The organism is Rhodocyclaceae bacterium, from assembly GCA_020248265.1.
In the GTDB taxonomy this organism is placed as follows: Bacteria; Pseudomonadota; Gammaproteobacteria; order Burkholderiales; family CAIKXV01; genus CAIKXV01.
Map to the genome: position 1 here is coordinate 447,290 of JADCHX010000002.1, position 23,000 is coordinate 470,289.

General features: G+C 68.4%; 13 protein-coding genes and 1 tRNA gene. 11 read left to right on the forward strand and 3 right to left on the reverse strand.

What is annotated here, in order from left to right; all coding sequences use genetic code 11:
- Positions 1 to 58: 58 nt before the first annotated feature.
- Positions 59 to 143 (reverse strand) — tRNA-Leu (locus ING98_02915).
- Between the two features lie 215 nt (positions 144 to 358).
- On the opposite strand from ING98_02915, the gene hpnC reads away from it, so the two are divergent.
- From hpnC to ING98_02935, 4 genes are all read left to right on the forward strand, one after another.
- Positions 359 to 1,219, forward strand: coding sequence for a squalene synthase HpnC (hpnC, locus tag ING98_02920; protein ID MCA3100798.1), 861 nt, complete (start codon positions 359 to 361; stop codon positions 1,217 to 1,219).
- Complete coding sequence (gene hpnD / locus ING98_02925) at positions 1,216 to 2,070, forward strand: presqualene diphosphate synthase HpnD (protein MCA3100799.1); 855 nt, start codon at positions 1,216 to 1,218, stop codon at positions 2,068 to 2,070. The genes hpnC and hpnD overlap by 4 nt, the downstream gene beginning before the upstream one ends.
- A complete protein-coding gene (locus ING98_02930; protein MCA3100800.1) occupies positions 2,067 to 3,401 on the forward strand; it encodes an FAD-dependent oxidoreductase in 1,335 nt (444 codons plus the stop codon). The genes hpnD and ING98_02930 overlap by 4 nt, the downstream gene beginning before the upstream one ends.
- A 90-nt stretch (positions 3,402 to 3,491) precedes the next feature.
- Positions 3,492 to 4,283, forward strand: a complete 792-nt coding sequence (locus ING98_02935) for an SDR family NAD(P)-dependent oxidoreductase (protein ID MCA3100801.1) — start codon at positions 3,492 to 3,494, stop codon at positions 4,281 to 4,283.
- Between the two features lie 37 nt (positions 4,284 to 4,320).
- On the opposite strand, the gene ING98_02940 is transcribed toward ING98_02935, so the two are convergent.
- The gene (locus ING98_02940) at positions 4,321 to 4,719 is read right to left on the reverse strand and encodes an acyl-CoA thioesterase (protein ID MCA3100802.1); all 399 of its coding nucleotides are present in this window, start codon (positions 4,717 to 4,719) and stop codon (positions 4,321 to 4,323) included.
- A 224-nt stretch (positions 4,720 to 4,943) separates the two neighbouring features.
- Here ING98_02940 and ING98_02945 point away from each other — a divergent pair, with 224 nt between their 5' ends.
- The 7 genes from ING98_02945 (at position 4,944) to glgA (ending at position 20,468) form a co-directional block, all read left to right on the forward strand.
- Positions 4,944 to 6,665, forward strand: a complete 1,722-nt coding sequence (locus ING98_02945) for an electron transfer flavoprotein-ubiquinone oxidoreductase (protein MCA3100803.1) — start codon at positions 4,944 to 4,946, stop codon at positions 6,663 to 6,665.
- Between the two features lie 41 nt (positions 6,666 to 6,706).
- Positions 6,707 to 8,344 (forward strand): glucose-6-phosphate isomerase, encoded by a 1,638-nt coding sequence (gene pgi, locus ING98_02950; protein MCA3100804.1) that lies wholly within the window; start codon positions 6,707 to 6,709, stop codon positions 8,342 to 8,344.
- A 185-nt stretch (positions 8,345 to 8,529) separates the two neighbouring features.
- A complete protein-coding gene (locus ING98_02955) occupies positions 8,530 to 11,976 on the forward strand; it encodes a PAS domain S-box protein (GenBank protein ID MCA3100805.1) in 3,447 nt (1,148 codons plus the stop codon).
- Between the two features lie 61 nt (positions 11,977 to 12,037).
- Positions 12,038 to 12,994, forward strand: coding sequence for a response regulator (locus ING98_02960; GenBank protein ID MCA3100806.1), 957 nt, complete (start codon positions 12,038 to 12,040; stop codon positions 12,992 to 12,994).
- 46 nt (positions 12,995 to 13,040) lie between these two features.
- The gene (locus ING98_02965; protein ID MCA3100807.1) at positions 13,041 to 14,105 is read left to right on the forward strand and encodes a response regulator; all 1,065 of its coding nucleotides are present in this window, start codon (positions 13,041 to 13,043) and stop codon (positions 14,103 to 14,105) included.
- 4 nt (positions 14,106 to 14,109) lie between these two features.
- Positions 14,110 to 18,777, forward strand: a complete 4,668-nt coding sequence (locus ING98_02970) for a PAS domain S-box protein (protein ID MCA3100808.1) — start codon at positions 14,110 to 14,112, stop codon at positions 18,775 to 18,777.
- Between the two features lie 98 nt (positions 18,778 to 18,875).
- Complete coding sequence (gene glgA / locus ING98_02975; protein ID MCA3100809.1) at positions 18,876 to 20,468, forward strand: glycogen synthase GlgA; 1,593 nt, start codon at positions 18,876 to 18,878, stop codon at positions 20,466 to 20,468.
- Here glgA and glgP read toward each other — a convergent pair.
- The gene (glgP, locus tag ING98_02980; protein ID MCA3100810.1) at positions 20,428 to 22,992 is read right to left on the reverse strand and encodes an alpha-glucan family phosphorylase; all 2,565 of its coding nucleotides are present in this window, start codon (positions 22,990 to 22,992) and stop codon (positions 20,428 to 20,430) included. The two genes, glgA and glgP, sit on opposite strands and share 41 nt — an antisense overlap.
- Between the last annotated feature and the right edge of the window lie 8 nt (positions 22,993 to 23,000).

The window sequence follows — 23,000 nt, forward strand, 5'->3', positions numbered from 1 at the left end:
GGCGCAGGAGGGAAACGGACTGGCGGCGTCGTGCGGGGACCGTGGTGCCGTGGTGCCGTGGTGCGAAAGGAGAGACTCGAACTCTCACGCCTTTCGGCGCTGGAACCTAAATCCAGTGCGTCTACCAATTCCGCCACTTTCGCCGCGACATACCGCAGACGTGCGGAGTTTAAACTACCGGGGCTTGGACTGTAGCCGACCGGGTGCATGGCGGCGCCGGATTGTGCCGCAGTCCCGGCTGCCGCGGCACCGGACGGATGCACCGGCCCGGCAACGGGCGGGTGGTATCGTCGACGCGGCCACCCCGTCCACCGCCCTTCACCGTCCGGCATTTGCCCGCCGCCCCCGCTCCCGCCCGATGCCCGTCGATCACTACGAAAACTTCCCGGTCGCCTCCTGGGTCATGCCGGCCCGGCTGCGGCGACCAGTCGAGATCATCTACGCCTTCGCCCGCTCGGCGGACGATCTGGCCGACGAGGGTGACGCGCCGGCTGGCGAGCGGTTGAAGGCACTGGCCGAGTACGCTGCGGAACTCGACCGGATCGAAGATGGCCTGCCGGCCGAGGGCGTGCTGTTCCGCGACCTCGCGCAGGTGATCGCCGCGCACCGCCTGCCCCTGGATCTGTTCCGCGACCTGCTCGATGCCTTCGCGCAGGACGTGGTGAAGACGCGCTACGCGTCCTTCGCCGAAGTACTCGACTATTCGCGCCGTTCAGCCAATCCGGTCGGCCGGCTGATGCTTCACCTGTTCGATCGCACCGAGCCCGCGATGCTGGCGTGGTCGGATTCGATCTGCAGCGCGCTGCAGGTGATCAATTTCCTGCAGGATGTCGCTGTCGACTGGCGCAAGGGACGGGTCTACCTGGCGCAGGACGAGCTGGCCGCCGCGGGCCTGGACGAATCATGGATCGCGCAGGCACGCGTCGACGATCGCTGGCGTGGGTTCCTGTCGGCGCAGGTCGGGCGAGCCGGTGCGATGCTCGAATCGGGCGCGCCACTCGCGCGCGCCCTGCCCGGCCGCGTCGGCCTCGAACTGCGGATGATCGTCAGCGGTGGCCTGCGCATCGTGCACCGGCTGCACCGGGTACGCGGAGACGTGTTCCAGCACCGGCCGGTCCTGGGCGCGCTCGACTGGCTGGCGATCGCAAGGCACACGCTCTGGTTCCCGGCAGGCGGTGCGCGGCCGGCGGCGACCACCGTACCGGGGGCCACGCGGTGACGCCGGACGAATACTGCCAGCAGCGCACAGCCGCCAGCGGCTCGAGCTTCTACTACAGCTTCATTTTCCTGCCTCCCGAGCAGCGGCGGGCGATCACCGCGCTGTATGCGTTCTGCCGCGAGGTCGACGACGTCGTCGACGAGGTCACCGAAGACCGGGTCGCGCGCCTGAAGCTCGACTGGTGGCGGCATCAGGTGGCCCTCGCCTTCGGCGCGACGGCGACCGTCCCCGGCGGCGAAGCACCGCACCCGGTCACGCGCGCGCTGGGGCCGACGATCGCCGCATTCTCGCTGCCTCGGCTGCCATTCGACGAAATCATCGACGGCATGCAGATGGACCTGGATTACAACCGGTACGAAACCTTCGCCGACCTGCGGCTCTACTGCCACCGCGTCGCCGGTGCGGTAGGGCTGCTCTCGGCGCGTATCTTCGGCTATTCGAACGAGGCCACGCTCGACTATGCCGACCGGCTGGGCATCGCGCTGCAGCTCACCAACATCGTGCGCGATGTGGCCGAGGACGCGCAGCGCAATCGCATATACCTGCCGCTGGAAGACCTCTCCCGCTTCGCCGTCTCCGAGGACGACCTGATCCAGCGCCGCGACGGCCCCGCGGTCCGTGCGCTGATCACCTTCGAGATCGACCGGGCCGACCAGCACTATGCCGAGGCACTCGCGCTGCTGCCGCCGGAGGACCGGCGGGCCCAGCGCACCGGGCTGATCATGGCCGCGATCTACCGCACGCTGCTGGCGGAGATCCGCGACGGCGGTGCGACGGTGCTGACCGAAAGGACCTCGCTCACGCCCTTGCGCAAGCTCTGGATCGCCTGGAAGACGGCGCGCGCCCGATGAATCGCGGCACGCCTGTGGCCGTGGTCGGTGGCGGCTACGCCGGCATGGCTGCCGCGGTGGCGCTCGCCGATGGCGGCCTCACCGTGCGCGTGTTCGAGTCCGCCCCGGAGCTCGGCGGCCGTGCTCGGCGCGTCGCGCACCGCGGCATCGTGCTAGACAACGGACTGCACATCGGCATCGGCGCCTACCAGAGCCTGCTGTCCATCGGCCGCCGTGTGCGCCGGGAAGCCGGTGTCGCCGGCGACGGCTGGCAGCGCCGGCCGCTCGAATGGCATGTCGAGGGCGGCCTGCAGATGCGCGCCCCCCGGCTGCCCGCGCCGCTGCACCTCGCCGCCGCGCTCGTCGGGGCACGCGGACTGGCCACGGGGGCACGCCGCGACGCACTGCGGCTGATGCTGGCGCTGCGGCGCGCTGGCTACCGGCTCGCCGCCGACACCACGGTCCAGGCTTTCCTCGATGCACACCGCCAGCGCGCGCCCATCGTCGATGGACTCTGGACCCCGCTGTGCGTTGCCGCCCTGAACACACCGCCAGAGCGCGCGTCGGCGCAGGTCTTTGCGAACGTGTTGCGCGACAGCCTGGGCGCCGCGCGCGCAGCGAGCGACCTGCTGCTGCCGACGGACGACCTCAGCGCGCTGTTCCCGGATCCCGCCGCCCGCCACGTCGAGTCGCGCGGCGGATCGGTGCACTGCGGCCATCGCGTCGAACGGATCGAAGCGGCCGCCAGCGGCGCCGGGTGGCAGCTTCGGTTCGCACAGGAGCGGGCCGAGCCTGCCGGACCGTTCGGCGCCGTCGTGCTCGCGGTTGCCCCGCGCGCGCTCGCCGCACTCACCGCGGACTGGCCTGCGCTGCATGACGTGCATCGGTGCGTCGGGGCATATGCGCACGAGCCGATCACCTCGGTCTACCTGCAGTACCCGCCGTCGGTCGCGCTGGCCCATCCCATGACGGGATTTTCCAGAGGCCCCGGCCAGTGGGTGTTCGACCGCGGCGCACTGGCCGGCCAGCCCGGACTGCTCGGCGTGGTGATCAGCGCCTCGGCCGCGCAGCGCGCGATGGATGCAGGCACGCTCGCGGCAGAGGTGCATGGCCAGCTGTGCGGGCTGTTGCCCGGACTGCCGGCACCCGCCTGGACCAAGGTGATCACTGAACGGCAGGCCACCTTCTCGTGTACGCCGGGGCTGCAGCGCCCGGGCACGCTGACCGCGGCGCCCGGCGTGGTACTGGCCGGCGACCATGTCGCGAGCGACTATCCGGCGACGCTGGAAGGCGCGGTGCGCAGCGGCCTGCAGGCGGCCGGCGCGGTACTCGCCGGCCTGCGCACCGGATGACCCGCGACAGACATCGAGCGACAGACATCGACCGACAGACGATAATCGCGCCCCGCCGCCGCGCGGACGAAACCCCAGGACCCGAAAGACATGCACTCATTCCGACTGCCCGATACCTATGCGCCCGCCGCCGACTGTCTGCGTGACCGGGTCGTGATGGTCACCGGTGCCGGGCAGGGCCTCGGCCGCGCCGTGGCGCTCGCCTGCGCGCGGCACGGTGCCCATGTCGTGCTGCACGGGCGCCGGCAGAAGAAGCTCGACGCGGTCTACGACGAGATCGTCGCCGCGGGAGGGCCGGAGCCGGCGCTGTTCGCACTCGACCTGGCGAAGGCAACCGACGCCGATTTCCAGGCGACCGCCGCGGCGATCGGCGCCCAGCTCGGCCGGCTGGACGCGCTGGTGCACTGCGCGGTGCATGTCGACCAGCTGCGCCCCCTGGACGACGAGACGGTCGACCGCTGGCTGTCGATGCTGCGCGTGAACCTTGTCGCCGCGGCGGCGCTGAACCGCGCCTGCCGGCCGCTGCTGGAGGCCTCGCCGTCGGCATCGGTGGTGCTCACGGTCGAATCGCACGCGCTGTCACCGTCGATGTTCTGGGGCAGCTTCGCGCTGTCGAAGCAGGCACTGCTGTCCCTGGTGGCGGTGCAGGCGCAGGAGTGGCGCGTGTTCTCCAACCTGCGCATCAACGCGCTGCTGCCCGGTCCGGTAGCCACGCCGCAGCGCAATCGCACCCATCCCGCCGAGGACGCGTCGACGCTCCCCACCCCGGACAGCCTGGCCCCGGGCTACCTGTACCTGCTGGACCCCGCCGGCGCGCCGGTGTCGGGAGGGCTGCTGGACATGCGCGCCGGCCCGGCCAGCGCGGACATGCCGGCTGCTTAGGAGGCCCAGCGCCCCCGCCCCCGATGCGCCGGGCGCTTCAGGTCAGGGCCTTCGGCAGGTTGTCGCGGATGCGGTCGGGAATCGGCGTGGACTTCTGGGTCTCGTGGTCGATCCAGACCATCACGGCCTCACCCTCCGCGTAGACCAGCGCGGTGTCCTTCGCATCGCGCAGCACGTACCGGTGGCGGAAGCTGCTGCGTCCGGGCACGGCACAGTGCACGAGGATCTCGAGGGTGGCCGGATATACGACCGAGCGGATGTACCTGCAGGATGTCTGCGCGACGACCGGCCCCTTGCCCTCGCCGTGCCGGTCGGGCGCAAAGCGATCGAACCATTCGATCCGGGCCTGCTCGGTGAACCGGAAGTACTGCACGTTGTTTACATGCCCCTGGGCGTCCATGTCGCCCCAGCGCACCGGCAGCGTGACGGTCAGCATCAGTTCATGGCCGTCGGTGAAGGCGGCGGGTCTTGAAGTCGGGTGCGGGGTATCGGCGGGCATGGGACGGTCTTGAAAAGTGGGCCTGGGAGAAACATGGCGGGGGGTGTCGAAAGCGCCCGCGGGCGGGTGCCGGAAACGATTCCGATAGAATGCGAGGTTACCCGACGTTGTCCCGGTGCTGCGCGCCGGCGTCGGACGCGGGCGTTGATCGATCCGAAACGATGGAGTCTGCATTGAGCGCATCACACGACGGTCCCCACTCCGCCTCCGGCGCCGCGGCTGCTGCGCGTACCGACCGGGAGTCGATGCCCTACGACCTCGTGGTCGTGGGCGCCGGCCCGGCGGGCCTGTCCGCCGCGATCCGCGCGAAGCAGCTGGCCACCGAAGCCGGGCGCGAGGTCAGCGTCTGCGTGATCGAGAAGGGATCGGAGGTCGGCGCACACATCCTGTCGGGCGCGGTGATGGATCCGCGCGCGATCGACGAACTGCTGCCCGACTGGAAGGCCATGGGCGCACCGCTGCAGGTCGAAGTCAGCGAGGACCGCTTCCTTTTCCTCACGGAGACGGGCCAGTACCAGGTGCCGAACCCGCTGCTGCCCGACTGCTTCCGCAACCACGGCAACTACGTGATCAGCCTGGCCAACGTCTGCCGCTGGCTGGCAACCCAGGCCGAGGCACTGGGCGTGGAGATCTTCCCCGGCTTCGCGGCGACCGAGGTGCTGTTCGACGAGGCCGGCGCAGTGCGCGGCGTCGCGACCGGCGACATGGGCGTCGACCGCTCGGGCGCGCGGACGGCCGCGTTCCAGCCCGGCATGGAACTGCACGCGGCGTACACGCTGTTCGCCGAGGGCTGCCGCGGCCAGCTCGGCCGCCAGCTCGAGGCCCGCTTCGACCTGCGTGCCGGTCGCGATCCGCAGACGTATGGCATCGGCCTGAAAGAGTTGTGGCAGGTCGATCCGGCGAAGCACCAGCCCGGGCTGGTCGTGCACACCGCCGGATGGCCGCTCGACCGGGATACCTATGGTGGCTCCTTCCTGTACCACCTCGACGACAACCAGGTCGCGATCGGTTTCGTGGTCGGGCTCGGCTACCGCAATCCCTACCTGAGCCCGTTCGACGAATTCCAGCGCTACAAGCAGCATCCGTCGATCCGCGGCTTCCTGGAGGGCGGCAAGCGCATCGCCTACGGCGCGCGCGCGATCGCCGCCGGCGGCCTGCAGTCGCTGCCGAAGCTGGTGTTCCCGGGCGGCGCGCTGATCGGCTGCGATGCCGGCTTCCTGAACGCATCGCGCATCAAGGGCAGCCATGCGGCGATCAAGTCCGGCATGCTGGCCGCCGAGGCTGCCCTCGCTGCGCTGGGCGATGGGCGCAGCGCCGACGAGTTGTCCGCGTACCCGGCCGCATTCGAGGCCAGCTGGCTGCACGACGAACTGCATCGTGCGCGCAACTTCAAGCCTTCGCTGTCGAAGGGGCTGTTCACCGGCGCCCTGCTGGTCGGCATCGAACAGGTCCTGCTGCGCGGCAAGGCGCCATGGACGATGCACCATGCCTGTGCCGACCACGAGACGCTCGTCGACAAGCGCGAGGCGAAGCCGATCGCCTATCCGAAGCCCGACGGGGTGATCTCGTTCGACCGGCTGTCGTCGGTATTCCTGTCGAATACCAACCATGCCGAAGACCAGCCGGTGCACCTGACACTGAAGGATCCGACAGTGCCGGTACGGATCAACCTCGAGCGCCATGACGCGCCGGAGCAGCGGTACTGCCCGGCCGGTGTCTACGAGATCGTGAACGACACGGTCGACGGCCGGGTATCGCCGCGGCTGCAGATCAACGCGCAGAACTGCGTGCACTGCAAGACCTGCGACATCAAGGACCCGACGCAGAACATCGTCTGGGTCGCTCCCGAAGGCGGAGGCGGTCCGAACTACCCCAACATGTGAAGCGCCCGGCTTCACTGCGAACGAGCGAGGCAGGCCCGGAGATGAGCGCACTGACCGATTCCCCCGCCTGGAAGGCGCTCGAGGCCCACCAGCGCACGATCGCATCGCGGCACCTGCGCGAGTGGTTCGCGGCGGAACCCGATCGCGCGGCACGTCATTCGCTCGAAGGCGCCGGCCTGTTCGCAGACTTCTCCAAGCACCGGGTCGACGACCGTGCGCTGGAACTGCTGCACCGGCTGGCCGTGCAGCAGGATGTCGCGGGCTGGCGCGACCGCATGTTCGCGGGCGAAGCGGTGAACACTGGCGAAGGGCGCGCGGCCCTGCATACCGCCCTGCGCAGGCCCGCCTCGATGCCGCTGCCGGTCGACGGCGTGGACGTGATGCCGGCGGTGGCCGAGGTGCTCGGTCGCATGCGAGCTTTTTCCGCTGCGGTGCGCTGCGGCGACCGCCGGGGCCACACCGGCCGGCGCTTTACCGACGTCGTCAACATCGGTATCGGCGGCTCGGACCTCGGACCGGCGATGGTCACCGAGGCGCTGCAGCCCTGCACCGACGATTGCCTGCGCGTGCACTACGTGTCCAACCTGGACGCGGCAGACCTCGCGCCCAGGCTGGCCAGCCTCGATCCCGAGACCACGCTGTTCATCATCTGCTCGAAGACCTTCACCACGATCGAGACGATGACCAATGCCGATACCGCCCGCCAGTGGCTGGTCGCGGCAATGGGCGACCCTCGGGCCACCGGTGCGCATTTCGTGGCGGTCAGCACCAATCTCGAGGGGACCCGGAAGTTCGGCATCGATCCGGACAACGTGTTCGGTTTCTGGGACTGGGTGGGCGGCCGCTTCTCGCTCTGGTCCGCGGTGGGCCTGGCCGTGATGCTGGCGATCGGGCCCTGTGCCTTCGATGAACTGCTCGCCGGTGCGCGCGCGATGGACGAACACTTCCTGCAGGCGCCGCTCGAGCGCAACCTGCCGGTGCGCATGGGCCTGCTCGGCGCCTGGTACACGAATTTCTTCGGGGCTGCCTCGCATGCGGTGCTGCCTTACGACCAGCGGCTGCACCGGCTCCCCGCCCACCTGCAGCAGCTCGAGATGGAAAGCAACGGCAAGTCGGTCGACCGTCAGGGATGGCCAGTCGATCATGCGACCTGCCCGGTCCTGTGGGGTTCTCCCGGGACGAACGGCCAGCATGCGTTCTACCAGCTGCTGCACCAGGGCACGCAGCTCATCCCCTCCGATTTCATCATCGCCCGCCAGCCGCACCATGCGCACCCGCTGCACCACCGGCTGCTGGTCGCCAACTGCCTGGCACAGACCGAGGCGCTCGCGTTCGGCAAGGCCGGCGACGTGGCGCGTGCCGAACTGGCCGCACGCGGTATCGCCGGCGAACGCCTCGAGCTGCTGGCTGCAAACCAGACCTTTGCGGGGAACCAGCCCACCACGACGCTGGTGGTCGAGCGGCTTGACCCGCATGCCGTTGGCGCCCTGGTGGCGCTCTACGAACACAAGGTGCTCGTGCAATCCGCAATCTGGAACATCAACCCGTTCGACCAGTGGGGCGTCGAGCTGGGAAAGAAACTCGCACTGCGTATCGGCGCCTGCCTGCTGCCTTCAGCCGTGCCGGCCGCCGGCCTCGATGACTCCACCCGAGCCCTGATTGACCGCCTGCGGACATGATGGCCCGGACAAACCAGCCCCCGGGTGGAGACCGGGGGATTCGCCCGCGCCATGCGCGATCGAACCCGCGCTAAACCCGGACAGCAACCTGCCGCTAAAGGAATGTCCTCGTCCGCCCGGCGGAGCGGGGTGCGCCCGTGCACGCCGCCGGGCGCGGACGAACCTCCCGGACTCCCGGCGCCTCGATGGCAAGTGTTTCCCCGTTCACCCTGCCCCGGCCACCCGCACGGCGGCACCCGGCCGGCCTGTGGGTCATCCTGTCGGGCATCCTGCTGTTCGTGCTGCTGGCCACCTTCGCGTCATCGCGGCAGAACGATCGCCGCGCACGCTTCGAGTTCAGCCAGGCGGTCGACCGCTACGAGGCGGACGTCGAGCGACAGTTGCGCGCGCTGCAGGTCGCGACCCTGAGCATGGCGGCCGGCATGGAAGTCGGCACCGAACCAGTCTCTCGCGCGCGCTTCGACCGGCTGGCCGCCGCGCTGAGCGCCAACGAGTCGCTCGGCGCGCTGGGTGCGATCACTCTGCTCGACCGGGTCGAAGATGCCGAGATCGCGGCGTGGCGGACGCGCGCCCAGCGCCAGTATCCGGAGTACGACGTGCAATCGGGCTGGGACGCCGCGCCCTCGAAGCAACGCCTGCTGGTGCGCAATCGCTGGCCGGCGCGGATGGCCGACGGTGCCATCGGACGCAACATGGGCGCCCAGGCGCAGCACCTGGCCGCGGCCCGGGTTGCCGACGGATCCAGGTTGCCGCTGCTGAGCGAGCGCTTCAGCGAACCGATGCCGACCGGTCCGCGCGCAGCCTACGTGATGATGGCCCCGGCAGGGCCGATCGCCAACACCGACTCGTCCCGACTGCAGTCGCCGCCGCTGGCACCTGCCCCGGATGGCAACGGCACCCGCCATTGGATCTCCGTGCTCGTGCTCGCCGACGATCTGTTCGGCAGGCCCCTGCCTGCGGCCGACGCACCGCTCTCGGTGCGGGTCGTCGACCTCGACGCCGCCGACGCCGGCATCCGGGAGATCTTCGATTCGAACGGCGCACGCGGCCGGCAGGCGGCGCGGTTCACCGAAGACCGGACGCTGTCGACGATGGGCCGCAGATGGCAAGTGAACTACGCCACCACGCCCGCCTTCGAGGCTGCCAACCGCGACATGGTCACGGCCGCGATCGCGCTGGCAGGGCTGCTGGTGGGCATCGGCGTGCTCCTCGCCCTCCTGCGTTCCGGCCGCGGCGCTTCCGGCACCATCGAGCAGCGCAGGGTCGAGGCAAGGCTGCGCGAGTCGATCGATTCCCTGGACGCCGCATTCTCGCTTTTCGACAGCAGCGAGCGACTGGTCGTCTGCAACCACATCTACCCGCAGCTGTTCGGCAGCGTCGCTGGCCAGGTCGTACCTGGGCGGCTGAAGGCTGAACTGCTCGAACTGCTCTGGCAGGAGACCTTCGCGTCCATCGGCACCGATGCCGCGTCCCGGCGCGACTGCTGGATCGAAGCACGGCTCGCGGAGTTTCGTGCGGCCGACGGCTGCAGCGAGTACCCGATCGGGGAGCGCTGGTACAGCACCACCCATCGACGCACCCCGATCGGCGACATCGTCGCGCTGCGCATCGACATCACCGCACGCAAGGCAGCCGAGGCTGCTGCCGCGAATGCACTGGCGGAACAGCAACGCGCCGAAACCCGCCTGGTACAGGCGATCGACTCGCTGGACGAGGCCTTTGCACTGTACGACGAGGACGAGCGTCTGGTCATCTTCAACGAGCGCAACCGCGAGCTCGCCGGCGATATCGGGAACCGCATCCGCATCGGCATGACCAAGCGCGAAGTGCTGGAGGTGATCGCCGACGCGCACGTGCCCGAGGCGGCAGGTCCGCAGGCACGCGCGGCCTACATCGAGGGCAGGCTGGCCGAGCACCGGGCGGGAGATGCACAGGTCGAACGCCGCGTCGGCGACGGCTGGTATCGAATATCGCTGCGGCGCACGCCCCTGGGCGATGTGGTGGTGACCCGCGCCGACGTCACCAAGGCACGCGAACGCGAGGCACAGCTGGAGAAGCTTTCGGTGGTGGCCAGCCGTACGGCCAATTCGGTCGTGATCATCGACGAGCACAACCGCATCGAGTGGGTGAACGAGAGCTTCGAGCGGCAGACGGGGTACCGGATGGAACAGGTACTCGGCCGCTCGCCGGAGGATCTGCTGACCGGCCCGCTGACCGACGCAGCGCTGATCGCCGAAATGGCGCGAATGATCGAGCAGGGCATAGGCTGCCGCATCGAGCTGATCAACTATCGCGAGAACGGCGACCCCTACTGGGCCAGCATCGAGCGCCAGCCGATCCGCGACGAACGAGGACGCGTCGTGCGCTGGATCCGCCTGTCGCTGGACGTGAGCGAACGCAAGCGCGCCGAGCTCGCCCTGCGCTCGAGCGAAGCGAAGAACCGGATGCTGGCGGCCGTAGTTCAACAGACCACAGCAGCGGTGATCACCAAGGACCTGGACAACCGGGTCACCTCCTGGAACCGCGGCGCCGAGCGGCTGTACGGCTACCCGGCCGAGCAGGCGATCGGCCGTCTGTCGCATGAATTCCTGAATCCCGACATCACACCGGAGCATCTCGAGGGCCTGCTCAGGCGCGTGCGCAGCGGCGCTACGGACGTGAACCGCCTGCAGCATGTCCGCGCCGACGGCGTGCGCATCGACATCGAATCGTCGCACGCGCCGCAGCTCGACGATCGGGGAGCCCTCGTCGGCCGCATCACGGTAATCCGCGACATCACCGAACAGTTGAGCGCGCAGCGATCGATCGAGGCTGCGCGTATCGCAGCCGAGCATGCGCAGGAGGCGATGTCGACGTTCCTGTCCAACATGTCGCACGAGCTGCGCACGCCGATGCACGCGATCCTCTCGTACGCGCGGCTCGGCCAGGAACGCATCTCCAGGGGCCTGCCCGACAAGACGCAGCAGTACCTCGACCGGATCGAGCAGAGCGGCGTGCGGCTGCTGGCGCTGCTCAACGACCTGCTCGACCTGTCGCGCCTGGAAGCCGGGCGGCTGCCGATCGACCCCGGCGTGCATGAACTCACCACGACCGTCGATGCAGTCATCCTCGAGGTAGGCGGCCTCGCCCAGTCACGGCAACTGGCGATCGAACGCACCGGCCTGCGTTCCCTGACCGCCTGGTACGACCCGGCCCGGATCGCACAGGTTCTCACGAACGTGCTGGGCAACGCGGTCAAGTTCAGTTCCCCCGGGGGCGTGGTCACGATCTCGCTCGGGCAGCGCACCGGACCGGACGGACGGCCGCTCGCCGAAGTGGTCGTCGCGGACAATGGCATCGGAATCCCGGCAGACGAACGGGAGGCGATCTTCGACAAGTTCGTGCAGAGTTCCACCACCCGTACCGGCGCGGGCGGCACCGGCCTGGGGCTCGCCATCTCGCGCGAGCTCGTCCATGCGCATGGCGGTGACATACGGGCCGAGGGCAACCCCGGGGGTGGTACCCGCTTCATTTTCACGCTGCCTCGGGAGCCTGGCGCGCAGGCGTCCGTCCAGGTGCCGTCCGAACCGGATCGCGCGGGCGGCCCCGCGCGAGCGCCCGCCCGGCTTAAGATGACGGCCGGCCTGCCGTAAACGACATGTGTATTAGCATTCCCACCATCCGCCGCGCGCCGCCCCTCCCTGACAACCCGACATGTCTGATCCAAACGACCAACCGAGCCGCGTCCTGATCGTCGATGACGACGCGTTCAATCGCGAAATCCTCGTCGAATTCCTGGAAGGGGAAGGCTACAACCTGTCGACCGTGGCCGACGGACAGGAGGCTCTGGCCGCACTGGCCGTGCCTGAGCGCTTGTACGACGCGGTGCTGCTCGACCGGATGATGCCGGGCATCGACGGCATGGAAGTACTGCGGCGGATCAAGGCGACCCCGGCGCTACGCTGGCTGCCGGTGATCATGCAGACCGCAGCAGCCGCCCGGGACCAGGTCGTCGAAGGCATCGAAGCCGGTGCGCTCTACTATCTGACCAAGCCGTTCGAGATGCAGATGCTGCGCTCGCTGGTACGTTCGGCGGTCGAGGCGTCGCTTTCCCAGCGCCGGCTGCTGGCCGAACTGGAGCAGCACCGGCTGCTGCTCGTGATGATGAACCGGGCATCGTTCACGGTGCGCACGCCCGAGGAGGCAGGGCGGCTGGCGGTACTGGTCGCCAACGCGGCACCCGATCCCGAGCAGGCAGTACTGGGCCTGTCCGAACTCCTTCTGAACAGCATCGAGCACGGAAACCTGGGGCTGACCTATGACGACAAGTCGCGCATGCGCGAAAACGGCACGTGGGAATCGGAAGTCACGCGCCGGCTTGCGCTGCCAGCCTTCGCCGATCGCACCGTGAGCCTCGAGTTCGAGCGGCATGGCGACGCGGTCGAGATCCTGATCACGGATCAGGGCGACGGCTTCGACTGGACGCCCTATCTTGAACTCGACCCGACGCGCGCGTTCCACGCGCACGGGCGCGGCATCGCGCTGGCGCGCATGCTGAGCTTCGAATCGCTCGAGTACCTCGGCAAGGGCAACCGGGTGCTGGCGCGGCTCGCCCCGCGCCGCGCGGCGCCAGCCGCACCGGCAACGCCTTCGGAGAAGGCCCTTGCCTGAACAGCAGATACTGGTCATCGACGACGTGTCGCTCAACCTCAAGCTCATGGAGCACCTGATCCGACGCATGCCGGACTGCGCGTCGGTACTGTTCGAATCCTCCGCCGACGCCCTCGACTGGTGCGCCACACACGATCCGGACCTCGTCATTGTCGACTACATGATGCCCGCACCGGACGGGCTGGAGTTCGCCGCCCGCTTCCGACAGATCCCCGGAAAGTCGGATACGCCGATATTGATGGTGACGGCGAACACCGAACTCGAGGTCCGCTACCGGGCACTGGAAGCGGGCATCAACGACTTTCTCAACAAGCCGATCGACCGTACGGAACTGCTGGCGCGGGCGCGCAACATGCTGCGCCTGCGCGACGCACAGAAGCAGCTGGAGGGCCGTGCGGCGTGGCTGGAGACGGAGGTTCGCGCGGCCACGGCCGAGATCGCAGCTCGCGAACTGGAGACCATCGTGCGGCTGGCGCGTGCCGCAGAGTTCCGCGACCCCGAAACCGGCGCGCACATCCAGCGGATGGCCCACTGTTCGCGGCTGATTGCCCGGCAGATCGGTCTTTCGGAACAGCAGCAGGAGATCCTGCTGCTGGCGGCGCCACTGCACGACGTGGGCAAGCTGGGCACTCCGGATCGCATCCTTCTCAAGCGCGGCAGGCTGGAGCCGGACGAATGGGAGGTCATGAAGGAGCATGCCACGATCGGCTACGAGATCCTGCGTGAGAGTGCATCCCCGGTGATCCAGGCCGGCGCGGAGATCGCCTGGTCCCACCACGAGAAATTCGATGGCACGGGTTATCCGCGCGGCCTCACCGGAGATTCCATTCCACTGTTCGGGCGCATCGTCGCCATTGCCGACGTGTTCGACGCGCTGACCTCGGCACGGCCTTACAAACGCCCCTGGAGCGTGGAGGAAGCCCTTTCGTTCATGCGCGAGCAGGCTGGCCGACACTTCGACCCACGCCTGCTCGATGCCTTCTTCGTGGTACTGCCCGACGTGATCGCCATGGGCGCGCGCTTCAGCGATGACGACGAGCCCCTGCATTACGACGCCGACCCGGGCCGTGCGGACGACCGCTTGCCGCCAGGGCTCGCAGGCACTGGCTGATCCCATGCGCGATCGCATACGCCGCATGTCATGGCTGCTGCCGACCCTGCTGGTCGGAGCGCTCGCGATCAGCCTGCTGGTCGCGATCGTCGTACGCACGAGTACGGCAGAGAGTCGCGCCGAATCCGTTCACGTCGCGCTGCTCGAGCAACTCGCCCAGAAGCGGGCCCTGGCGCTCGGCCAGGCCGGCGGCGATGCCGCGCGGTCGCAGACGATGCTGCAGCAGGCGATCGAGTTTCCGCGCGTGCTCGACGCCCTGCTCTGGCGCTCGGACGGCACGCTGGTGTCGCGGGCCGTGCAGACGGCAGCGGGCGCAGGCGCACCGGACTTCCGCCCGCCCCAGACACGCGCACCTGCGGTCGTCGTACCCGCCTCCGGCGATCGACAGACAGCCGGCTCGAACGGCGTGCACGGCACGCTGGCGAACCTCTGGCATCCAGTCACCGGCACCGGGTTCGACGGATGGCTGCAACTGGTGGTGGAGCGCGAGCAGGTCGACAACGTTTATCTCGAACACCTGCTGCAGGTGGCGCTGATGTCCACAGCCGTCGGACTGCTGGTCTGGCTCTGCGTGCTGGGCGTGACCCGTCGTACGAGGGAGGCGCTGGAGAAGATCAACCGCTTCGCACTGGAGCTGGACGGCTCCGGCCGTCAGCTGGCGGCCGACCCGCGAAACCTGGAACTGCACGGCCTGGTCGACGCACTGAATCAGGCCTCGCTCCGGCTGTCGGAGCAGCAGCGCGTGGCCGACATCAACCAACGCGAACTGCGTGCGCTGACCGGAAACATCCCCGGCGTGGTCTACCGCTGCCTGGCCGATTCCAGGATGACAATGGAATATCTCAGCCAGGAGTTCGAACGTCTGACCGGCTATCCGGTCGTCGAGCTGATCGAAAACCGCACGCGCAGCTACGCCAGCATCGTACATCCGTCCGACACGGCCAAGATGCGCGGCCTTATCGGAAGCGCGATCGAGCAGCGGCGTCCGTTCGCAGCCGAGTACCGCCTGCGCGCGGCCGATGGCAGCACACGCTGGGTACTCGACAAGGGACAGGGCGTCTTCAACGAGCGCGGCGAGTTCCTGCACCTGACCGGCGTGATCATCAACGACACGGCCAGGCATTCCGCGATCATCGCTCTCGCCCGCAGCGAGGCCCGCCACCGGCGGCTCGTGGAGAACCTGTCCGAGGTAGTCTGGCAATCCGACACCGAGGCAAGGGTGAGCTTCGTCAACCGCGCCTGGCTCCAGGTCACCGGACATCAGCCCGAGGAACTGGTGGGTCGCCGCCTGTTCGAACGAATCGCGCAAGCCGACCGGCCGGCGGCGGTCCGTGCGTGGCGGCGGATGCTGTCCGGCATCGACGGGGTCGCGCAATGGCAGGCCCGCATCGAGACCGCTTCCGGCGAGCTGCGCTGGGGAGAATTCACGGCACGGCTGACCGTCGATGCCGACGGGAAGACGAACGGCGTAGCAGGGCTGCTCAGCGACATCAATGAACGGACACTGCTCGCTGCGCGGCTGCGAGAGGGCGAGGAACGACTGCGTGAAAGCCTCGAGCTGTCGCGCCAGCTGCTGGAAGCCATGCCGCACCCCGTCTACTACAAGGACCGTAACGGCCGGTTCCAGAGCGTGAACCGGGCATGGGAAACCTTCTACGGGCGCGGCCGTGACACGGTGGTCGGGCGGACCAGCAGCGACCTCTGGCCATCCCAACTGTCCGAACTGATCGAGTTACGCGACCGCGAACTGCTCGAGGGTAGCGCGGCATACCAGGCATTCGAGGCAGAGCTGACCAATGCCGCAGGCGAGCAGCGTGCCATGCTGTTCTCGAAGGCGGTGCTGACCTCCTCCTCACAGGAACGTACCGGCCTGATCGGCGTGCTCACCGACATCACCAGCAACCGGAACACCGAGGCCGAGCTGCGCAAGCTGTCCCTCGTGGCGAGCCGAACCAGCAACGCCGTGGTGATCACCGATGCCGACGGCCATATCGAGTGGGTCAACGACGCGTTCACCCGGCTGACCGGAATCCCCGCCGCAGAGGCGATAGGCCACGTGCCCGGACACCTGCTGCAGGGCCCGGAGACGGATCCCGCGACGGTGGCGCGCATGCGCAGGCACCTCGCAGCGCGCGAGGGCTTCCAGGAGGAACTGATCAACTACACGCGCGATGGCCGCCTGTACTGGGTCGCGCTCGACGTGCAGCCGATCCGGGGCGAGAACGGGGAAGTACAGCAGTTCATCGCGGTGAAGTCGGACATCACGGAGCGGAAGCTGCGCGAGGAAGCCCTGCGCGCCAGCGAGGCCAAGGCCCGGCAACTCGCCCAGGTCGTCGACCAGGCTTCGGAGGCGATCATGCTCAAGGATCTCGACAATCGCCTGATAGCGTGGAACCGCGGCGCGGAGCAGTTGTACCAGTTCACCGAGGCGGAAGTCCTCGGTCGCAGTGCCTATGAAGTGCTGCGCATCGCCGAGACCGGCGGCGACGAGACCCATGCGATGGAGCGGGTACGGACCGGGCGCAACGAGCGCATGTCGATCACGCGCCGGCTGCGGAAGGACGGAAGCTCGGTCGATGTCGAACTGTCGCTCTCGCCCCTGTTCGATCCGGAGGGACGCCACATCGGCGAGATCGGCGTGGCGCGCGATATCTCGGAACGGCTGCGCTACGAAGCCGAACTCAAGGCGGCGAAGGATGCCGCCGAAGCCGCCAGCCAGGCCAAGGGTGCCTTCCTGGCGAACATGAGCCACGAGATACGCACACCGATGAACGGCATCATCGGCATGACCGAACTCGCGCTCGACACCGACCTCGATGCGGAGCAACGCGACTACCTGACCTCGGTTCGCCGTTCGGCCGAGAACCTGCTCCAGGTCATCAACGACGTGCTCGACTACTCGAAGATCGAGGCCGGCCGCATACAGCTCGAGCAGATCGGATTCTCGTTGCGTGCCATGCTGAGCGACCGCGTGAAATCGTTGGCACCCAAGGCGAGCGAACGGTCGCTGCAGATGATCCTCGACGTAGCGCCGGACGTACCGGATGCACTGGTCGGAGATCCGCTGCGCATCGGCCAGGTGATCCTGAACCTCGTCGGTAACGCGATCAAGTTCACGCAGATCGGGGAAATCGTGGTCTCGGCAGAGGTGGTCGGCCCGTGCACCGAAGGCGGACCGGTACAGGTACGATTCCGCGTGCGCGACACGGGCATCGGCATCGCGCCGCAGAAACAGGAGCAGATCTTCGAAGCCTTCACCCAGGCCGACAGTTCCACCACGAGGCGTTTTGGCGGCACCGGGCTGGGCCTGTCGATCAGCCGCCACCTGGTGTCCCTGATGGGGAGCGAACTGCGGGTGCAGAGCGCGCCAGGCGAAGGCAGCACGTTCTGGTTCGACCTCTCGTTGCTGCCCGACACGATCGGCCTCGGGCAGCCGGTCGTGCTGCGGCCGCTGCGCGTGCTGCTGGTCGATGGGTCGGCGAGCAGCCGCCGCTCCCTGGCACACCTGTTCGCGCACTGGGGCATGGCGCTGACCGAATGCCAGAGCATCGACGAGGCGAGGTACCTGGTGCCGGATCGCGCTGCGCTGGAAGCGGGCTTCGACCTGGTGCTGGTGCATGCCATGCCCGCGCTGCTGATCGAGCAGGCCGTATCCACCTGGATCGGCGATCGGGTACCGCTGGTGGTGGTCGCCCCGGCGGGCAGCGCGCGCGCGAGCGATCCGGCATGGACGCCGGTCGGCGCGGCGGCAGTACTCGTGCAACCGGTTACTGCCTCGGACCTGTTCGAGACGATAGGGCGCCACATGGCCCTGCCGGACGATCCGTCGACGCCCGCTGCCGTGCCGCAGCCACCCGTCCCGCAGCAGACCGCAGCGCTCGCGCTCGACGTGCTGCTCGCGGAAGACAACCCGGTGAACAGAAAGCTCGCGCGCATGCTTCTCGAGCGCGCTGGCCATCGGGTCACCGTGGCCAACGATGGCGTCGAGGCCGTCGAGGCGTGGAGCAGAGGCGAGTTCGATATCGTGCTGATGGACGTCCAGATGCCGCGCCTGGGCGGCCTGGAGGCGACCGCGCGCATCCGTGCCCTGGAACGAGAGCGCAACGCGGCAGCGGACGGCACGCCGCCACGCCACACCCCGATCGTTGCGTTGACGGCACACGCAATGATCGGCGACGAGGAACGCTGCCTCGCGGCCGGGATGGATGGATACCTCTCGAAGCCGCTGCGGCGCGAACGACTGGCGGTCGTGCTGGACCAGTTCGCGCTCGCGAAGGACGGAAACGACGCTGCGCAGCGGGGTCGCGCCGGACATCCGCCAGTGGGCTTTCCGGCGATCGATACGAATGCCCTCCTCCACACCGTCGGCGGCGACCGGCAACTGCTCGCGCACCTGTGCTCGATGTGCCTGGAGTCCCTGCCCGGCATGCAGGACAGGCTGCGCGCAGCGGTCGAGACGGGCTGCGCCCCGGAAATCGTCACCGCAGCGCATGCGCTGCGCGGCGTGATCCTGAACTTCCATGCACGCCCTTCGGTGGAGGCGCTGGCGACCCTCGAGCGCACTGCGATCGAAGGATCCCCGGACGCGCTCGGCGCTGGCTATCGCTACGCCGCCTCGGAAGTCGAGCGCGCGGCGGCCGCGCTGCGCGAGGCGGTCGCGGCCATGGCCTGAAGCGGATCGGGCACGCTGGCGCCAGCGCAAGCCGTACGGCGCACAAGGCCTCCCTGCCACGAGGTGCGCGCCTATAATCGCGAGCACCCGTACAACCGATGCGCGTACCCTTGGCCGAGCCGTCCTTCGAGCAGACCGCTTCCCCGCCAGTGCCGGCAGCCCTGCCCTCGGTCCTTTTCGCGACCTCGGAAGTCGCCCCCCTGGTGAAAACCGGAGGCCTGGCGGATGTCAGTGCGAGCCTGCCCGCCGCGCTGGCTGCCATCGGCGCAGATGTGCGCCTGCTGCTGCCCGGCTATCCGGCCATCCTCTCGGGCTTGCGCGAATCTCGCATCGAGGGGCGCATCGGCCCGTCGGCCGGATTGCCTGGCGCGACCCTGCTGTCGGGCCGGATCAATGACAGGCTGCACTGTCTGGTGGTCGACTGCCCGGAGTTCTACGGTCGCGCTGGCAACCCGTACGTCGACGGTGCAGGCGCCGACTGGACCGACAACCCGCTGCGCTTCGGCCTGCTGTCGAAAGTGGCGGCGCTGCTGTGCGGCGCAGCCTCCCCGATCGGGTGGCGGCCCGATGTGCTCCACTGCAACGATTGGCAGACCGGGTTGGCACCGGCCTGCCTGTCGTTCGATCGCCAGGCTGCGACAGCCGTTGCAGCGGCGAAGGCAACGGCAACGGTATTCACGGTGCACAACCTGGCGTTCAGCGGCAGCTTCGATCCGGCGCTGCTTGCCCGGCTCGGGCTGCCGCCCGAAAGCTTCAGCATGCATGGCCTCGAGTACCACGGCCAGCTTTCGTTCCTCAAGGCCGGGCTCTACTACGCCGACTGCATCACCACGGTCAGCCCGACCTATGCGCGCGAGATCCAGCAGGCGCCGCTCGGCTTCGGCTTCCAGGGACTGCTCGCCGCACGCAGCAGCCGGCTGTACGGCATCCTCAACGGCATCGATACCGCCGCCTGGGACCCGGCCACCGACCCCTGCCTGGCCGGACGATTCACGCAGGATACGCTCGAGGCACGCGCGGCCAACCGCCGCGCCGTGCAGCAACGCTTCGGCCTCGAACCCGACGACGATGCAATGCTGTTCGGCGTGGTCAGCCGGTTCACCGAGCAGAAAGGCATCGACCTGATCCTGGAGGCCTGGCCCGGGCTGGCCGCGCGGCACCGGCTGCAACTGGCGATGCTCGGGTCCGGCGACAGGCGGCTCACCGGTGCGGCTGCCGAATGCGTGCGCCAGCATCCCGGTCGGGTCGGCTTCATCGGCGGATTCGATGAGCCGCTGTCGCACCTGATCGAAGGCGGCTGCGATGCGTTCCTGATGCCGTCGCGCTTCGAACCCTGCGGGCTGAACCAGATGTACAGCCAGCGCTATGGTGCCCCGCCGCTGGTGCGCGCCACCGGCGGACTGGCCGATTCGGTGCTCGACGACGTCTCGGCCACGGCGACGAGAGGGACCGGTTTCGTGTTCACCGGCGACACATCGGCTGCGCTGGCGGCCACCGTGGCACGTGCGTTCGCCGCGTGGCAGGACCGGCCGCGCTGGCGCGCGCTGCAGGCAGCCGGCATGCAGCGCGATTTCGGCTGGCAGGCGAGCGCTGCGTCCTATGTCGCGGTATACCGGCAGGCGGTCGCTTTCGCGACCGCTTCCGGGCAGGCTACAGCCAGATCATCATCCCGAGTTCGAACGGATGCGTGAGCAGTTCGTGGCACGGGTAGACACGGACCCGGTACTCGAGCCTGCCGCATAGCTCCGGGGTCAGCGCGAGCGCGAAGCGATGCTCGCCCTGCACGGTGCGCTCTCCGGTCGATTCGAACGACAGCCGCTGCGACTGGCGCAGTTTCTCGTAGGGGCTCTGCCGGGCCAGCGTCATCTCGACGATCACGTCGTCAGGCGCGAGTCCGTTCAGGTCGACCGCGACGTCGATCCGCACGCCTTCGCCGAACCGCAGCGACTTGCGCGGCACATCGAGCCGGCGCACGGTCACCCCGTGCCAGGCCGAACGTACCCGTGCTTTCCACTGCGCCACCTCCTGCGCGCGCGCATAGCCGCCCTCGCTGTAGCGCCGCCACTGCAGGCTGGCCGGATGGTAGAACTTCTGCACGTATTCCCCGACCATGCGGCCGGTGTTGAAGCGCGGCAGCAGCGTCGCGATCGACCGCTTGGCCATGCGCACCCAGCGCGGCGAGAAGCCCGACGGGCTGCGGTCGTAGTACATGGGAATGACCTGGTCCTGCAGCAATTCGTACAGGGTCTGGCACTCCTCTCGCGTGCGGCGCGCATCGTCGAGGTACTGCGAAGCCGGCTTGATGCCCCAGCCATTTTGGCCGTCGTAGCCCTCGCCCCACCAGCCGTCCAGAACGGACAGGTTCAGCACACCATTCATGCCGGCCTTCATGCCGGAGGTGCCGCTGGCCTCCAGCGGATACACCGGGTTGTTCAGCCACACGTCGACGCCGGAGACGATGCGCCGCGCGATGCGCAGGTCGTAGCCCTCGAGCAGCAGCAGGCGACCTTCGAAGCCGGGCATTCGCGAGATCTCGTGCAGCCTGCGGATCAGCGCCTGCCCGGGCAGGTCCGCCGGATGCGCCTTGCCCGCGTACACGAACAGCACCGGGCGCTTCGCGTCCGAAATCAGGTCGCGCAGGAAGTCGAGGTCCTCGAACATCATCGTCGCGCGCTTGTAGGTCGCGAAGCGGCGTGCGAAGCCGATGGTCAGCACGTTGGGATTGTCCGGATCGGCGTACTTGAGCAGGCGGTCGAGGTGGGCTTCGGATCCGTTGTTGCGCAGGTGCTGCACCCGCGTGACGTGGTCCACCAGGTGCAGCATGCGCGCCTTCAGCGTCTGGCGGACGCTCCAGAACAGGTGATCCGGTATGTCGTCGACGCGCTTCCAGAACTCGAGATCGCGCTGCCGGGCAAGCCAGTCGGGCCCGAGATAGCGCTCGAAGATCTCCATCCACTCTTCGGCCAGGAAGGTCGGCACGTGCACGCCGTTGGTCACGTAGTCGATCGGGTTCTCTGCCGGGGTGATCTGCGGCCACAGTTCGCGGCAGATCTCGGCCGATACCCCGCCGTGTATCTTCGATACTCCGTTCTGGAAGCGCGATGCGCGGATCGCCAGCGCGGTCATGTTGAAGTCGCCGTTGCCCATGCCGTGGCCGAGCGCCAGCAACTGCGCGTGGTCGAGACGGAGCTGAGGGGCGAAGCGCTCGAAGTAGGACACGATCATCGACTCGGCGAAGTGGTCATGCCCCGCCGGTACCGGTGTGTGGGTGGTGAACACCGTATTCACGGCGACCGCCTCGAGCGCGGTGTCGAAGCTCAGCCCGCCGACGGTCAGCTCACGCATGCGCTCGAGTACCAGGAACGCGGCATGCCCTTCGTTGATGTGCCAGACGGTCGGCGCGATGCCGAGTGCACGCAGCGCGCGCACCCCGCCGATGCCCAGCACGATTTCCTGCTCGATGCGGGTAGTCCGGTCGCCGCCGTAGAGACGGCGGCAGATCTCACGGTCGGCGGGCGCGTTGGTTTCGACGTCGCTGTCCAGCAGGTACAGCGTGACGTGCCCGCAACGTGCGCTCCAGACGTTCAGGTGCACGATACGGCCGGGCATCTCGACCTGCACCATGACCTCGTTGCCGTCCGGCCCGGCAACGCGGTGGATCGGCAGGTCGTCGTAATCGGAATCGCCGTAGGTCGCGTGCTGGTTGCCTTCGCCATCGATGGTCTGGGAGAAATAGCCCTGCCGGTACAGCAGGCCCACGGCGATGAACGGCAGCCGTGCATCGCTGGCAGCCTTGCAATGGTCACCAGCGAGGATGCCCAGCCCGCCGGAGTAGATCGGAAAGCTCTCGTGGAAGCCGTACTCGGCGCAGAAGTACGCGACCTTGTCGGTATGGCGCAGCCATTCGGAACCGTTCCGGCGCAGCGGCTCGTCGTGGTAGGTGTCGTAGGCGGACAGCGCGCGGTTCAGGTTGGACAGGAACACCGGGTCGTCCGCCGCCTCCAGCAGACGCGCCTCGTCGACACGCTTCAGGAACTCCTTCGGGTTGTGTCCGGTCGCATCCCACAACCCCTTCTGCAGCAGCGAGAAGAGCCTGCGCGTCTGCCGGTCCCAGCTGTACCAGAGGTTGTTCGCGAGCTCGTCCAGACGAGCGAGCCGACGCGGAACGTTCGGCTCTACCTCGATCGTGAACGACGTGGCCGGTCGGCTTTCCATCGGTAGCT

What these genes read in the sequence shown, in the direction of transcription:
- ING98_02970 (MCA3100808.1), top strand. Translation starts at nt 14,110, where the DNA reads ATGCGCGATCGCATACGCCGCATGTCATGGCTGCTGCCGACCCTGCTG.
- hpnC (MCA3100798.1), top strand. Translation starts at nt 359, where the DNA reads ATGCCCGTCGATCACTACGAAAACTTCCCGGTCGCCTCCTGGGTCATG.
- ING98_02965 (MCA3100807.1), top strand. Translation starts at nt 13,041, where the DNA reads ATGGAGCACCTGATCCGACGCATGCCGGACTGCGCGTCGGTACTGTTC.
- ING98_02955 (MCA3100805.1), top strand. Translation starts at nt 8,530, where the DNA reads ATGGCAAGTGTTTCCCCGTTCACCCTGCCCCGGCCACCCGCACGGCGG.
- ING98_02960 (MCA3100806.1), top strand. Translation starts at nt 12,038, where the DNA reads ATGTCTGATCCAAACGACCAACCGAGCCGCGTCCTGATCGTCGATGAC.
- glgA (MCA3100809.1), top strand. Translation starts at nt 18,876, where the DNA reads ATGCGCGTACCCTTGGCCGAGCCGTCCTTCGAGCAGACCGCTTCCCCG.
- ING98_02945 (MCA3100803.1), top strand. Translation starts at nt 4,944, where the DNA reads ATGGAGTCTGCATTGAGCGCATCACACGACGGTCCCCACTCCGCCTCC.
- pgi (MCA3100804.1), top strand. Translation starts at nt 6,707, where the DNA reads ATGAGCGCACTGACCGATTCCCCCGCCTGGAAGGCGCTCGAGGCCCAC.
- glgP (MCA3100810.1), bottom strand. Translation starts at nt 22,992, where the DNA reads ATGGAAAGCCGACCGGCCACGTCGTTCACGATCGAGGTAGAGCCGAAC.
- ING98_02930 (MCA3100800.1), top strand. Translation starts at nt 2,067, where the DNA reads ATGAATCGCGGCACGCCTGTGGCCGTGGTCGGTGGCGGCTACGCCGGC.
- ING98_02940 (MCA3100802.1), bottom strand. Translation starts at nt 4,719, where the DNA reads ATGCTGACCGTCACGCTGCCGGTGCGCTGGGGCGACATGGACGCCCAG.
- ING98_02935 (MCA3100801.1), top strand. Translation starts at nt 3,492, where the DNA reads ATGCACTCATTCCGACTGCCCGATACCTATGCGCCCGCCGCCGACTGT.